Below are 14,733 nucleotides of genomic sequence, written 5' to 3'. Positions count from 1 at the left end.
TATCACAATGAATAAAAAAACATATAATGTTGCCGTTTGCGGTGCCTCTGGTGTCGTTGGTAGAAAAATGGTTCAAGTATTAGAAGAACGTAACTTCCCTGTCAACGAACTTTATTTATTTGCATCAAAACGTTCAGCTGGTAAAACTATTAAATTCAAAGGAAAAGACGTGATGATTCAAGAATTAACTGATGATGCGTTAGTCGCTCCAATTGAAATTGCAATTTTTTCCGCTGGTGGCGATGCGTCACTCCACTATGCTCCAATCGCAGCTAAAAATGGTATTTTTGTTATCGATAATAGTTCTGCTTGGCGTATGGATCCAAATGTTCCATTAGTAGTACCTGAAGTGAATCCAACTGACTTAGATGCTGATCATAAAATTATTGCAAATCCCAACTGTTCAACAATTCAATCAGTAGTGCCACTCGTTGCTTTAAAACCATATGGAATTAAACGCATTGTATACAATACTTATCAAGCAGTTTCAGGTGCAGGACAAGCGGGTATTCAAGATTTAGAAAATAAAGAAACAAATAAATTCCCTTATTCAATTAATGAGAATGTCTTACCACATATCGATGTTTTTATGGATAATGGTTATACTAAAGAAGAAATTAAAATGGTGAATGAAACACGTAAAATTTTAGGTGATGACTCATTAAAAGTAACTGCAACTTGTGTGCGTGTGCCAATTCATACTTCTCACGCTGTGTCGATTAATGTGGAATTAGAAAAAGATTTTAATTTAGATGATATTCGTCAAGCATTTGAATCAATGGACGGTGTGATTGTCCAAGACGACCCTAAAAACCTTATCTATCCATTACAAGCACAAGCAGCCGACAAAGACGGTGTATTCGTTGGACGTATCCGTCGTGATGAATCCGTTGAAAATGGTATTAATTTATGGGTAGTTGCTGATAACTTGCGTAAAGGAGCTGCAACTAATTCAATTCAAATTGCAGAACAATTAGTTGAACAAGGCATTGTGTAATCGTATAAATTCAAATAAGCATCTATTATTCGTTTTAAGATAATAGATGCTTATTTATTTGCACAATGGAGATAACGGCTCCAACGAGCTGAAATGACCTCCACTTCACAAAATCCCACTGTGCGTAAAACGCACAGTGGGATTTTACTCCAGTGTTTCATTTCAAAACACTCATTGTCGCACAATGTTATTACTCTACTGTTACTGATTTTGCTAAGTTACGTGGTTTATCAACGTCTAAACCACGTCCTAAGGCTGTGTAATAGGCAATTAATTGTGTCACTACTACGGTTGCTAATGGAGATAATAAAGTTTCTAATTTTGGCAATACTAATAAATCTTCTTCATTCGCATTATCTTTTGTACTAATGACCATTGCTTTTGCTCCACGAGCTTTTACTTCTTCGACATTACCACGAGTATGAGATGCCACTGACGCATCACTAATTAAAGCAATGACTGGTGTTCCCTCTTCAATTAAAGCAATCGTTCCATGTTTTAATTCTCCAGCAGCAAAGGCTTCGGTTTGAATATACGAAATTTCTTTTAATTTTAAAGCTGCTTCCATAGCCACATAGTAATCAGCTAAACGTCCGATATAAAAGGCATTACGAGTTTCCATTAAATTATCATTAACCCATTGCTCAATTAAATCTTTCTCAGCTAAAATTGACTCCATTACTGTCGCAATCTTACTTAATTCGTGCATCATATTAAAGCGTTCTGGACGATTTAATTTATGACGTAATGCCTCTGCTAAAATTGCCATTACAGCGATTTGTGCCGTATAAGCCTTTGTTGATGCAACCGCAATTTCTGGCCCAGCATGCAATAATAATGTATAGGTTGCTTCACGTGATAAAGTAGAACCTTTGACATTCGTAATCGTTAATGACGGATAACCTAACTCATTCACTTTCACTAAAGCTTGACGGCTATCAGCTGTTTCACCTGATTGTGTTAAGAAAATAAATAATGGACGCTCACTAAAAATTGGTAAATCATACGCAAATTCACTCGCTAAGTGTAATTCAACCGGAATTCCCACCAATTTTTCAAATAATGTTTTACCAACAAATCCAGCATGATAACTCGTACCACATGCTACAACATGCAAACGGTCTGCGTTCGCAACAGCTTCTAGTAACGCATCATCAATCACAAATTCATCGGCACCATTGCCATATTCTTGTAATAATCGACGAATCACTGTTGGTTGCTCATCAATTTCTTTAATCATATAAAATGGATACGCACCTTTTTCTAAGTCACTGGCATCTAGCTCAGCAACAAAGGCAGCACGTTCAACTACATCACCATTATATGTTTCGATAACAACTTCATTAGCAGTTAAAGTCACTAATTCTTTATCTTTAATCTCTAAATATTGATTGGTTAAATGAATCGCTGCCATTGCATCAGAACAAATCACATTAAATTCATCTGCTAAACCAATTAATAATGGACTCTTGTTTTTCGCAGCATATAAAACATCTGGATTTTCACTGTCAATTAAACCAAAAGCATAAGACCCCTCAATGACAGATAAAGCACGTTTAAAAGCATCTTTAGCTGCTAAGTTTTCCTTTAAGGCAAAATATTCCACTAAATTAACAGCTACTTCCGTATCCGTATCAGACTTAAATTCAATCGCTGATAAATATTGTGCTTTAATCTCAGCATAATTTTCAATAACTCCATTATGAACCAATACAAAACGACCTGTTGAAGAGACGTGTGGATGTGCATTATATTGCGTTGCAGGCCCATGTGTTGCCCAACGAGTGTGACCTACCCCAATACTTGCTTTTTTGTCAAAATCCACTACTTCTTTTAATTTAGCAATACGTCCTACTTCTTTAAATAAGCTTTTCTCTTCTTGATTCATTACAAAAATACCGGCTGAATCATAACCTCGGTATTCTAATTTTTCTAAACCTGTAATTAATTCTTTTTGTACATTCCCTTTACCGATAAATCCTACTACTCCACACATATTATTCATAGCTCCTTTATTTCATAAAATTTGAATACAAAAGTACAACTACTGCGATACTTTTGCCTCGAGCTTTTAGGTGCGTGATAGCGACTTTGTTACTTACTCACATAAGGTTTTTATCACTATCTTTAGACTGCACTGCCTTGAGTTATCCGCTGATTATCGACAAACTCATTCCTCGTCATCTTAGTTTTATTTTATACTAAGACCTTGCGCTATCCATTAATTTTCTGACTATCCTCCTTGTTTAGACAATTTTCTAAAAGCACCTATTACTATAAATCAATTATAATTCTTTGTCAAATTTCACACCCATTCATCACTATATTTACTGTTCATCATTATAAAAAAAGCGATAACTCCTGTTTAATCAAAAACACTGAGTTATCGCTAGACTATTTACATTAATCTAAATAATCAACCACTTCTACTAAATTCGTGTAACGACGCATTAAAGCAACTGTATTCGCAAAATACTCGCCACCACCTGCGATACCATATTGTTGCCAATCAGCTAATGGTACGACTTGATAGCTGCCACCAGGTACACCGATTGTAAATGTCGGCATAAAACGAATTTTTGAAATTTCAAATTGTCCGTTTACTTCCGTAAAGGTATATTCAGAAATTCCACCTAATTTGTTGGAATCATCAATCTGTCCAGACAAGAAGTTACCATGTGAGAACAATGCAGCTTGATGCTTATTATAGACAATAAATGGTTGCAATACGTGTGGATGCCCACCTAAAATAAAGTTGGCTCCAGCATCACGCACCACATTATTCACATTAATTTGTGATTCTGAAGGTAATGATTCATATTCTTCTCCATTGTGAACCATGACAATCGACAAATCTACTTGCTCTTTTAACGCTTCAACTTCTAAAGCCATTAATTCAGTATCAATTAAAGTCAATAAATAAGATTGGTCTTCCGGAATAGGATTTCCATTCGCTCCATAACTATAAGCTAAAAACCCTACTTTAATACCATTAATATCCAATATGCGTGGTGTATTATAATCTTGCCAACTTTCATAACTCCCAACATACGGCATGCCACGTTCTTTCAAGGCAGCAATTGAACCTAATGCTCCCTCAGCTCCCCAATCCATTGTGTGATTAGTAGCATTATTGACAATATCAACACCAATTGCTTGTAAGGCATCAATAATTTCTGACGGTGCATTAAATGCTGGATAATTCGACACTGGTAAAGTATCCCCAGCAGCAATAACTTCTAAATTCGCTGTTGTTAAATCAGCATTTTCAATATAAGATTTTACCGGTGCAAACATATGGTCAAAATTATAACCTGTACCTGTTGCTGCATCATTATATAAGAAATCATGAATTAAAATATCGCCAATCGAACGAATAGTAATACTACGTCCTGTCGTTGCTGCAGTCGCTGTATTTTCATTTTCTGGAGCAACTGTTGTTTCCATTACAGTTTCGCTTTCGCTCGTTGTGGTGGTTTCAGTTGGTGTCGCTGCATTTTGACATGCTGTCAGTAAAAACATAGATGCCACTAACCCAATTACTTTTTGTAAATAATTTCTTTTCATACTCTCTTCCTCCTTTATTCTAACTCACACAATTTGGCCTGACGTCCACTTCAGAAGTCTCTTCTGTGCGTTACTTGCACGTCAGTGACTTCTTCCAGTGGTTCATTGTCACACTATGTTATTACTGTAACTCAACCAGTAATTCTCCGGTCTTAATAGCATCTTGTTTTTTAACATATACTGTTTTGACCACTCCGTCTTTTGGTGCTTGAATGGTAGTTTCCATTTTCATTGCTTCCGTCACCAGTAAAATTTGTCCCTCTTTGACCGAGTCACCCTCTTTTACTTTGATACTAAAGACTGTACCTGGCATTTGTGCTGCAATATGGTTCTCATTACTGCGGTCAGCCATAGGACGCACATCTGCTGAAACTTTGGCACTTAAATCACGAATTTCAATTTTTTGTGACATTCCGTTTAAGTTGAAATAAATAGTGCGTAAACCATTCGGTTTAAGCGACCCAATCGATGTTAATTCGATATTCATCGTTTTACCTGGTTCAATTTCAACAGAAATCGTTTCATGCGACTTCATACCATAGAAGAAAGTTGGTGTTTCTAATACACTAACTGTTCCATAATCATCAACAAAATCAATGAAATCTTGATGAACTTTCGGATAAAGTGCTGCACTTAATAAAATCGTTTCATCAATGTCAATAAACAATCGTTCTGATAAACGTTTTGCCTCTGCCTCAAAATCATATGGTGACATCATTTCACCGGCACGAACAGATAATGGCTGCTCACCTTTTAGTACAACCTTTTGTAGTGCATGATTCCAACCACCTGCTGGTTGACCAATTTCACCTTTGAAGAAAGCAATAACAGAATCTGGGAAATCTAAACGGTCACCACGTTCAATTACACTGTCTTCATCTAAATCATTTTGCACCATAAAAAGTGCCATATCTCCTACCACTTTAGAAGACGGTGTCACTTTGATAATATCACCGAATAATAGATTCACTCGGCGATACATTTGACACACTTCTTCGAAACGGTCACCTAATCCTAAAGACTCAGCCTGTAATTTTAAATTCGAATATTGACCACCCGGCATTTCAAAATCATATACCGCCGTCCATGCTGTTGTTAAATCACTTTCAAATGGTTTGTAATATTGACGTGTCATTTTCCAATATTCTGCTAAAGTATCATTCGCTTCAACATCAATTTTCACTTGACGATTTGTTCCTTGACGAGCAAAGAATAATGAATTGGCATTCGGTTGAGAATTTTGTCCACTTAATGCAGGGTTAGCAGTATCAATAATGTCTACACCGGCATCAATGGCACGTGAATACACCATAATACCATTTGCTGCCGTATCATGCGTATGCAAATGAATCGGTATTGACAATTCAGCTTTCAGAGCTGATACAAGTTGGAATGCTGCCTCTGGTTTTAATAAACCTGCCATATCCTTAATTGCTAATGTATGCACACCGAGTGCCTCAATTTCTTTTGCCAGTTTGACATAATAATCTAATGTATAGAGCGATGAACGCTTCGGATTTAAAATATCACCAGTATAACAAATAGTACCTTCAACTAATTTTCCTGTTTGCAAGGCAGCATCAATCGGTTTTTTCATTGCTTCTAACCAATTGAGTGAATCAAAAATACGAAACACATCAATTCCTTGTTTCGCACTCTCAGCGATAAAACGTTCGACCACATTATCTGGATAATTTTTATATCCTACAGCATTGGCTGCACGTAACAACATTTGGAATGGAATATCTGGAATTAAGCGACGCAATTCTTGCAATCTCTCCCATGGGCTTTCTTTCAAAAAATTATATGCCACGTCAAAAGTTGCACCACCCCACATTTCTAATGAGAAGCTATCACGCAATGTTGCATTCATATAAGGGGCAACGTGTAACATATCAGTCGTTCTCAAACGTGTTGTCAAAACAGATTGATGTGCATCACGCAATGTCGTATCGGTCACCAGTACATCTTTTTCAGCCAATACGGCATCAGCCACTGCTTTCGGCCCTTTTGTATCTAATAAGTGTTTAAACGTCAATTCACCGTCTAAGATTGGTTTACGTTGTAAACGACGCTTACTGCGTTTATTAAAACTTGCTGGGTGAATCCCTTGACGTACACCCTCAATCGCTGGAATCTCACGTTTATCAAAGATAGGTTTATCGACTTTACCAATACCAGGAAAACCATTAACTGTCACATTTGCAATATAACGCAATAATTTATTTCCTCGGTCACGTGGCGGTACAAAGTTAAATAAACTTGGATTATCTGCAATAAAACCAGTATCATAATTACCAGCAGCAAAAGTATCATTCGCAATAATATTTTGTAAAAAGCGAATATTCGTTTTTAAGCCATTAATTTTAATTTCATCAAGGGCACGAGCCATTTTATCAATCGCACCACGTTTATTAAACGAATACGATGAAATCTTAACTAATAGAGAATCGTAATACGGTGTCACCATTGCTCCAGCAAAAGCATCTCCAGCATCAAGACGGATACCTGCCCCACCTGGTGACTGATAACTGATAATTGAACCAGAATCTGGTGCAAAATCATTCAATGGGTCTTCGGTTGTAATACGGCATTGAATCGCATACCCACGAGTCGCAATTTCTTCTTGTGGTGGTAAATCAATTGCATCTCCAAATAAACTTTCGCCGTCAGCAATTTGAATTTGTGATTTAACAATATCAATTCCTGTTACCAATTCAGTAATCGTATGTTCCACTTGAACACGTGGGTTGACTTCAATAAAATAAAATTCATCACCAGCAACTAAAAATTCAACCGTTCCGGCATTGACATAGCCAACATATTGCATCAATTGTAGTGACGCATCGGTTAGTTTTTTACGCATTTCAGCTGACAAACCAAAAGACGGTGCTACTTCTACTACTTTTTGATGACGACGTTGAATCGAGCAATCACGTTCAAATAAATGCACGACATTACCGTACTGGTCACCTAAAATTTGTACTTCAATATGCTTAGGGTTTGCGACGTATTTTTCAGCATAAAGTCGGTCATCACCAAAAGATGATTTAGCCTCTGATTTCACACGTTCATATGCCTCTTCTAATTCACTCTCATTCGTGACAATACGCATCCCTTTACCGCCACCACCACTGACAGCTTTCATCATCAATGGATAACCCGCAGTTTCAGCAAATGCTTTCGCTTCAGCAAAAGATTCCAATGTTCCGTCAGTACCTGGAATTACAGGTAAACCAGCACTAATCGCCGTTTCTCTTGCACGTGTTTTATTACCGAACATTTCAAGATGACGCAGTTGCGGCCCAATAAAAATAATACCCTCTTCTTGACAACGACGAGCAAATTGCTCATTTTCACTTAAAAAACCATACCCTGGGTGAATCGCATCGACTTGTTTTTCTTTGGCTAAATTAATAATACCCTCAATATCTAAATAGGCATCAATCGGCCCTAAATCTTCACCAATTAAATATGACTCATCTGCCTTTTGTCGGTGCAATGTACCAATATCTTCTTTAGAATAAATACTAACCGTATCAATACCAAGTTCTTTACATGCACGTCCAATACGGATTGCAATTTCACCACGGTTGGCGATTAATACTTTATTGATTTTATTCAAACGGATCACTCCTCCATTTTTCAATGAATTAATAGTTAATAGAGTGCAAAACAATTAAAGTAGTAGAAATTCGTCACCCTTACTTTAATACTTTTATAATTAAAAAGACACTTATCTCGCTAAACTCTGACTACATTATAGCACAACATTAAAAATAATAACTGATTTTTCTAATGTTTGAAAAAATTTTTTCTAATTTTTCGGTAATACTGACTTTACTATTTTCATTATCTCTATCGGTCATTTATTAATAATTATTTGCACCACACATTTCAATCATTATCAATTACCCCATGTTATCTTTTTTAGGAAGAGATAAACCTTTTTTAATGCAATAACCCTTGCTTTGATATATAATAATCCATATAGAAAGGAGCGTCTATGATGTTTCAAGCGAATCAACAATTTAATCATGCTACCAATTTCTTTCTCAAAAATGTTCAGTTAAAAGATTTTATTCATCATCGCCAAATTAAAATTACTGCCAACCATACACATACATTATTTCAATTTGAAACGGCTGTAAAAGTATCGCCTTTATCAGGACTAGCACTTTTAGTATTTAGGGAAAATCAACAATATTTATTAGACGGCGAGTATATTTTAGCACCAAATACAACCTTTAATATTCTCAGCTTATCCGATGATGTTTTAGTTCAACTTTCAACCAAAACACCACAAGAACCACAACTCATTACAATAGAAAATGATATTCATGTGACGCAACATACAGTCAAAATCCAAGTCCAGGAACTATTGACGGCAGTATCCTATCAATTTCAAGAATTTCATCAAATAGAAGTGAAAGCGCAAGCTCATTATGAATTACTATTCGTAGAAAGTGGACAGTTAACCATTAACCAAGCAACTTTAACAAAAGGTCAAGCCATTCTCATTGCACCAAATACAACCTATCAACGCTTATATGATGCGAGTGAAAAATGTCTGGTACATACAATTCGTTTTAATGCGACTGGTATTGACAAGCGACTAGTGAATACGATACTTGATATCAGCACACTGATAGCCCCACTTTTAGATTTAATGCATCAAGATTTTACTGCCCCATTACAAGCAGATTATTTATCACTTCATGTTCATAGTCTATTAATTGCCCTAAATCAACGTTTAATTGAGCCGGCTAGTGAGCAAACAACTTCCATGCAAGAAAAATATGAAGATGAATTATTTGCTAAAATTATTGATTTCATTCATTCAAGCGATATTACCACCTTAAAAGTTAGCGATTTAGTCCAACAGTTTAATATATCACGTTCAACACTCCAACATTTATTTAACAAATATCAACACGTCACACCAAAAATTTATATCAATCAGTTACGACTTGAAAAAAGCCGGCAATTGATTCGAGAATCTAATTTATCAATAACGGAAATAGCTACACAACTCGGTTATGGCTCACTACAATATTTTTCACGAGCCTTTAGCAATACCTACAATGTAAGCCCGTCTGAATATGCCAAAGGATATGCGAAACGATTGTAGTACATAGACATCGTGGCTATCCATGTAAACCGTAATAACAAAATACACTGACAAGCACAGGAACTCCAATTCCCCTTACTTGTCAGTGTATTATTTTATGCTTTGGTTAATTCTTGGTAATCACAATGACTACATTTAATTTCTTTTCCTTTACGTGTCGTCTTTTCCGTCATATAATGATTACATTTCGGACATGGTCGAGCAATCGGCTTATCCCACGAAACAAATTCACATTCAGGATAACGGTCGCAACCATAAAATGTACGATTTTTCTTCGATTGACGCTCAATTAATTGACCTTGTTGACATAAAGGACAAGTCACGTCAATCTTTTTCACGATAGCTTCAGTATGTCGACAATCTGGGAAATTACTACACGCATGGAACTTACCAAAGCGTCCAATTTTAACAACCATAGAATTTCCACAAACTTCACAATCATATCCTGCTGGTTCATCTTTAATTTCTATTTTTTCAATCGTTGATTCAGCTTTTTGTAAATCAGTTTCAAAATGTGAATAAAAATTATTCAACACTCTTACCCATTCTTGCTTTCCGTCTTCAATTGAATCAAGTTCTTCTTCCATTCCTGCCGTAAAATCAGAATCCACAATTTGTGGGAAAAATTCTGACATCACATCATTCACAATTTCGCCTAATTCTGTCGGTTCAAAACGTTTCGCTACCATTTTGACATAATAACGTTTACGCAATGTTTCAACCGTAGGAGAATAGGTTGACGGACGTCCAATACCTTTTTCTTCAAGCGTCTTAATCAAACTCGCTTCATTATAGCGTGCTGGTGGTTGCGTGAAATGTTGCGACGGTTCCATTTTAACCGATTGGACTGCATCTCCGATTGCTAATTCCGGTAAATAATTATCCTTATTATTTTTCGTTGGATACACTTTTAAATAACCGTCAAACTTAATTCGTGAACCATTCGCACGAAATTGTACGCCATTCTGTTCAATGTCTGCACGAATTGTGTCGTAGACAGCATCTGCCATTTGGCTTGCCATGAAACGTCCCCATATCAATGAGTACAAACGTAACTGGTCTTTCGTCAACGCATAGCTGATACTATCCGGTGTCATTGACGGGTTGGATGGACGAATCGCCTCATGTGCATCTTGTGCCCCAGCACTATTTTTTGAAATGCGTGTTTTACCTAAATAAGCTTCACCATAATTTTCCTTAATAAAATCCATAGCTGACGCTTGTGCTACCGGTGAAATCCGAGTTGAGTCAGTACGCATATAGGTAATTAAACCAACCGTTTGTCTACCAATTGAAATACCCTCATACAATTGTTGTGCGACCATCATCGTTTTACTCGTTCTAAATCCTAAACGATTCGACGCTTCTTGTTGTAATGTACTGGTCGTAAATGGTGGTGCAGATTTACGATTGCGTGGTTTTTCTTCAATATTGGTCACTGTGAACGCTTGTTTCTCGTCCAAACGTTTCATAACGGCTTGCACATCTTGTTCATTCGCCAATTCCATTTTTTTACTATCGACACCATAAAATTCAGCTTCAAATTTCGCTGTCCCTTTTTTAAAGGTAGTCGGAATCGTCCAATATTCTTCCGGTTTAAAATGACGAATTTCATTTTCTCGGTCAATAATAATTTTTAAAGTCGCTGATTGGACACGTCCAGCACTCAAACCACCCTTAATTTTTTTCCATAACAATGGCGAAATCGAATACCCTACCACACGATCTAATATACGACGTGCTTGTTGTGCATCGACTAAATCTTGGTCAATCATTCTTGGCGTTTTAAATGCCTCTTTTACTGTATCTTTTGTAATTTCATTGAATACCACACGATTAGGCTCGTTAATGTCAAGATTTAACAAGTGACTTAAATGCCATGCAATCGCTTCTCCCTCACGATCCGGATCGGCTGCGAGATAGACATGTTCTGCTTTTTTAGCTAATTTCCGTAATTCTTTAATCGTATCACCACGACCACGAATGCTAATATAATGGGGTTCAAAATTATTTTCAATATCCACACCCATTTTACTTTTTGGCAAATCTCGTAAATGACCTTTACTGGCTACAACCTTATAATTTTTTCCTAAATAACGATCAATGGTTTTTGCCTTAGTCGGTGACTCGACAATGACTAAATTTTTATAAGACATTATCGTCCCTACCTTTCTTATTCATTTTGTAAACACTATTCGTGTACAACCTTATATTCTGCTCTTTTATTAAATCGTTATCCATAGTAGCGAAAACTTTGATGATTGTCAAATTAAATATTATTTTAGTTACAATGGGCTGCATTCATCACTCATACTCTATTTTGTACATTTTTCAATGTTTTTATCGACTGAACTGTTTCTTCAATTGATAAAATAGGCGTAGCCCCAGCCATAATTAAGTCATTGCACCCAGCTGACTGCACATCATCAATGCGTCCAGGCAAAGCATAAATTTCTCGGTTAAATTGCAAGGCATAATTGGCTGTAATCAGACTGCCACTTTTCCTAGCTGCTTGCATGACACAAATCGCTGACGAAATACCAGCAACTAAACGATTACGCATAATAAAATGATGTTTCAGAGCCGAACTATTCGGTAAAAATTCAGACAACACAAGATGTTGCTGTCCCAATTGTAATTGAAGATTGGTATGCTCACGTGGATAACAACGGTCTAAACCCGTAGCAATAATCGCAATTGTAGACTGCTGCACTCCGCCATTCATTGCTGATTGATGCACAACAGCATCAACCCCTTTTGCCATACCTGAGACACTCACCCACCCCTCTCGTGTAAATGCCTCCACCAGTTCTTGCGTCACCTTTTTCCCATACGAAGTAATCTTACGACTTCCAACGATTGATACTGGAAATTTTGATAATAAAGACAAATTTCCCTCATAAAATATTACGAGTGGTGGTTGGGGAATATGATACCAACGTTTAGGATAAATAGTATCACCAAAAACAATTGCCTGCATAGCTAATTGTTTGGCACTTTGACATAAATCACTATCCCAATCTGGTAAATTCAACGCAATTAATGCTTGGCTAATCTCTTGTTTTAACTGAAAATATTCGTACTCGTCCCAAGTATTTTGGCATAAGTGATAATGTACTAAATAGCGTAACACCCTACCTTGCTCTTGATAACTGACTTCTTTTAATTTTAAATAAATGATGAGTTCTCGCATTGATAGTTTCAAAAAAAATCCACCTTTCGATACTTATATAATAGAAAGAAAAGCTCATTTACAATAACTTTCTTCTATTCATAAATACACGAAAAAGGTGGAAATCATGTTAATATTTCTTCAATGTTTCTCTTACTGGAGCAAATGACTGCCGATGAATCGGAGTATATCCATACGTAGCCAATGCCGTTAAATGTTGTGCTGTGCCATACCCCATGTGTTTATCAAAACCAAATTCAGGATATTGTGCAGCATACTCTATCATTCGATTATCTCGGTACTCCTTAGCCAAAATACTTGCTGCTGCTATGGTCAGTGAACGCTGGTCGCCCTTTATCAACGATTGTTGTGGCAAGTCAGAATCGATTTTCATCGCATCAATTAATAAATAGTCCGGCTGAATCTTTAATGATTCAACACTTTCTAGCATTGATTGTCTAGTCGCTTCATAAATATTATACTGGTCAATTGCTTCAACAGATGTTTCCGTTATAGCGTATGCTATGGCGACCGACTTAATTAATTCAACAAAATATTGTCTTTTAGTTGGTGATAATTGTTTAGAGTCTGTAACACCAATCAACGCATCACAATTTTTTGGTAAAATAACAGCTGCTGTTACTACCGGACCAGCTAATGGTCCCCTGCCGACTTCATCAATACCAGCTATCAACTTGAATCCTTGTTGTCTGACTGCATCTTCTATTTCAAGACGTGCTAAATGCTCCTGTTTTTGTTGGGCGAGTTGTACAATTCGTTTTTCAGCTTGTTTAACGGCTGTCTGCACCCCTTTGCGTTCATCTAACCGATACAATTGAAACAATTCATCATCTATTTGCGTCACTTGAGCCAACTTTGTTTTTATCTCATTAATGGATAATTTATTCATGAGCACTCACCGCAACATAAGGTAAATCCAAGGTTAAATTACCAAATTTTTGTTGTCTAAAATCAAGAATTAATCGTTGACTTGCTGTTTCAAAATCTTCTTTTAAGCCCATTTTTTTAGTTATCGCAAGTAGAAGATTTACGGCTGTTTCATTTTCTATCTGCTCTTCTGTTATGCCGAACTTATCCATTAAAATATTTGCCTGTTGTTGTCGCAAATAATCAATCAAATAGAGAGCTAAATCGTCCATGTGGAGTAATTGGTCTTTAATTGCGCCAGTCAATGCTAATTTTTTACTACATCTGGGTCTTCAAACTTTGGCCATAAAATACCTGGCGTATCCAATAATTCAAAATTACGTCCAATTTTTAGCCAACGTTGTGCTTTAGTGACACCCGGTTTATTCCCAGTTATCGCTTGATTTTTACCAACAAAACGATTAATTAATGTTGATTTACCCACATTGGGAATCCCTAAAATCATTAAACGAATCGCACGTGGCTTTACTCCTTTAGCTTGTTGTTTTTCAAAATAAGGTGCCATTAATGCTTGACACTCTTTTTCTAACTGTTTCAAGCCTTTACTATGTTGTGCATCAATCGCTAATGACTTAAAGCCTTGTGCCTCATAGTGTTCAACCCATTGTTGTGTTTTCTGTTTATCTGCTAAATCTGCCTTATTTAAGACAATAATTCGTGGCTTTTGTTGAACAATTTCGTCAATCATTGGATTACGGCTCGATTCAGGAATACGAGCATCTACCAATTCAATGACAATGTCTACAAGATTTAACTTTTCACTCGCCTCTCTCCTCGCTTTAGCCATATGGCCTGGAAACCATTGAATAGTAGCCATTCATTATCATTCCTTTCGTATAAAAATTAGTTCTTTCATTATGTAGCATAACATTATCAACGCTTAATTAATAATAGAATAAATTCAAATATAAGAGCCAA

Annotated in this window: 8 protein-coding genes and 1 pseudogene; 2 read left to right on the top strand and 7 right to left on the bottom strand. The window is 36.4% G+C overall.

What is annotated here, in order from left to right; all coding sequences use genetic code 11:
* Positions 1–7: 7 nt before the first annotated feature.
* A complete protein-coding gene (locus tag JDW14_04380) occupies positions 8–997 on the top strand; it encodes an aspartate-semialdehyde dehydrogenase (protein QQD66338.1) in 990 nt (329 codons plus the stop codon).
* A gap of 190 nt (positions 998–1,187) precedes the next feature.
* On the opposite strand, the gene glmS is transcribed toward JDW14_04380, so the two are convergent.
* From glmS to JDW14_04365, 3 genes are all read right to left on the bottom strand, one after another.
* Complete coding sequence (gene glmS / locus JDW14_04375) at positions 1,188–2,993, bottom strand: glutamine--fructose-6-phosphate transaminase (isomerizing) (protein QQD66499.1); 1,806 nt, start codon at positions 2,991–2,993, stop codon at positions 1,188–1,190.
* Between the two features lie 407 nt (positions 2,994–3,400).
* On the bottom strand, positions 3,401–4,519 hold the full coding sequence (locus JDW14_04370; GenBank protein QQD66498.1) for a CapA family protein: 1,119 nt from the start codon (positions 4,517–4,519) through the stop codon (positions 3,401–3,403).
* Positions 4,520–4,685: 166 nt separating this feature from the next.
* A complete protein-coding gene (locus JDW14_04365; GenBank protein ID QQD66337.1) occupies positions 4,686–8,189 on the bottom strand; it encodes a pyruvate carboxylase in 3,504 nt (1,167 codons plus the stop codon).
* Between the two features lie 384 nt (positions 8,190–8,573).
* On the opposite strand from JDW14_04365, the gene JDW14_04360 reads away from it, so the two are divergent.
* Entirely contained in the window at positions 8,574–9,695 is a 1,122-nt protein-coding gene (locus JDW14_04360; protein QQD66336.1) for a helix-turn-helix transcriptional regulator, read from the top strand.
* A gap of 95 nt (positions 9,696–9,790) precedes the next feature.
* On the opposite strand, the gene topA is transcribed toward JDW14_04360, so the two are convergent.
* From topA to ylqF, 4 genes and pseudogenes are all read right to left on the bottom strand, one after another.
* The gene (topA, locus tag JDW14_04355; protein QQD66335.1) at positions 9,791–11,851 is read right to left on the bottom strand and encodes a type I DNA topoisomerase; all 2,061 of its coding nucleotides are present in this window, start codon (positions 11,849–11,851) and stop codon (positions 9,791–9,793) included.
* 152 nt (positions 11,852–12,003) lie between these two features.
* Positions 12,004–12,900 carry a DNA-protecting protein DprA gene (dprA, locus tag JDW14_04350; protein ID QQD66334.1) on the bottom strand — a complete coding sequence of 299 codons (897 nt, stop codon included), beginning with the start codon at positions 12,898–12,900 and terminating at the stop codon, positions 12,004–12,006.
* Positions 12,901–12,997: 97 nt separating this feature from the next.
* Complete coding sequence (locus JDW14_04345) at positions 12,998–13,777, bottom strand: ribonuclease HII (protein ID QQD66333.1); 780 nt, start codon at positions 13,775–13,777, stop codon at positions 12,998–13,000.
* Positions 13,770–14,632 (bottom strand): annotated as a pseudogene (gene ylqF / locus JDW14_04340) (ribosome biogenesis GTPase YlqF). Before ylqF ends, JDW14_04345 begins: the two are co-directional and overlap by 8 nt.
* Between the last annotated feature and the right edge of the window lie 101 nt (positions 14,633–14,733).

The organism is Aerococcaceae bacterium zg-252 (genome assembly GCA_016237705.1).
In the GTDB taxonomy this organism is placed as follows: Bacteria; Bacillota; Bacilli; order Lactobacillales; family Aerococcaceae; genus Globicatella; species Globicatella yangjingiae.
Note: the sequence above shows the minus strand (reverse complement) of the source record. Positions and strands in the feature narration are given on the sequence as shown.

Coding starts and splice junctions, on each gene's coding strand:
- JDW14_04380 (QQD66338.1), top strand. CDS start 8: ATGAATAAAAAAACATATAATGTTGCCGTTTGCGGTGCCTCTGGTGTC.
- glmS (QQD66499.1), bottom strand. CDS start 2,993: ATGTGTGGAGTAGTAGGATTTATCGGTAAAGGGAATGTACAAAAAGAA.
- JDW14_04370 (QQD66498.1), bottom strand. CDS start 4,519: ATGTTTTTACTGACAGCATGTCAAAATGCAGCGACACCAACTGAAACC.
- JDW14_04360 (QQD66336.1), top strand. CDS start 8,574: ATGTTTCAAGCGAATCAACAATTTAATCATGCTACCAATTTCTTTCTC.
- topA (QQD66335.1), bottom strand. CDS start 11,851: ATGTCTTATAAAAATTTAGTCATTGTCGAGTCACCGACTAAGGCAAAA.
- JDW14_04345 (QQD66333.1), bottom strand. CDS start 13,777: ATGAATAAATTATCCATTAATGAGATAAAAACAAAGTTGGCTCAAGTG.